This is a genomic window from Janthinobacterium sp. NKUCC06_STL, assembly GCF_019345455.1.
GTDB lineage: Bacteria > Pseudomonadota > Gammaproteobacteria > Burkholderiales > Burkholderiaceae_D > Janthinobacterium > Janthinobacterium rivuli.
Window position 1 is genome coordinate 1 of the sequence record NZ_JAHKQY010000068.1, and the last position, 206, is coordinate 206.

1 tRNA gene is annotated in these 206 nt (G+C 45.1%); it reads right to left on the reverse strand.

The window, feature by feature from the left end:
• Positions 1 to 129 precede the first annotated feature (129 nt).
• A tRNA-Ala gene (locus KO539_RS30035) sits at positions 130 to 205 on the reverse strand.
• Between the last annotated feature and the right edge of the window lies 1 nt (position 206).

The window sequence follows — 206 nt, forward strand, 5'->3', positions numbered from 1 at the left end:
TTACGGCAAACCGATCAATAAATAATCTTTACTTCTTCCAGATTGTTAAAGAACATACAGCACTTGATCTCGAAAAGACCAAACCTAAATCCCGGTGTTGAACTCAACACTGATTTACGTTTGAACTTTTGGTGGAGGATGACGGGATCGAACCGACGACCCCCTGCTTGCAAAGCAGGTGCTCTCCCAGCTGAGCTAATCCCCCT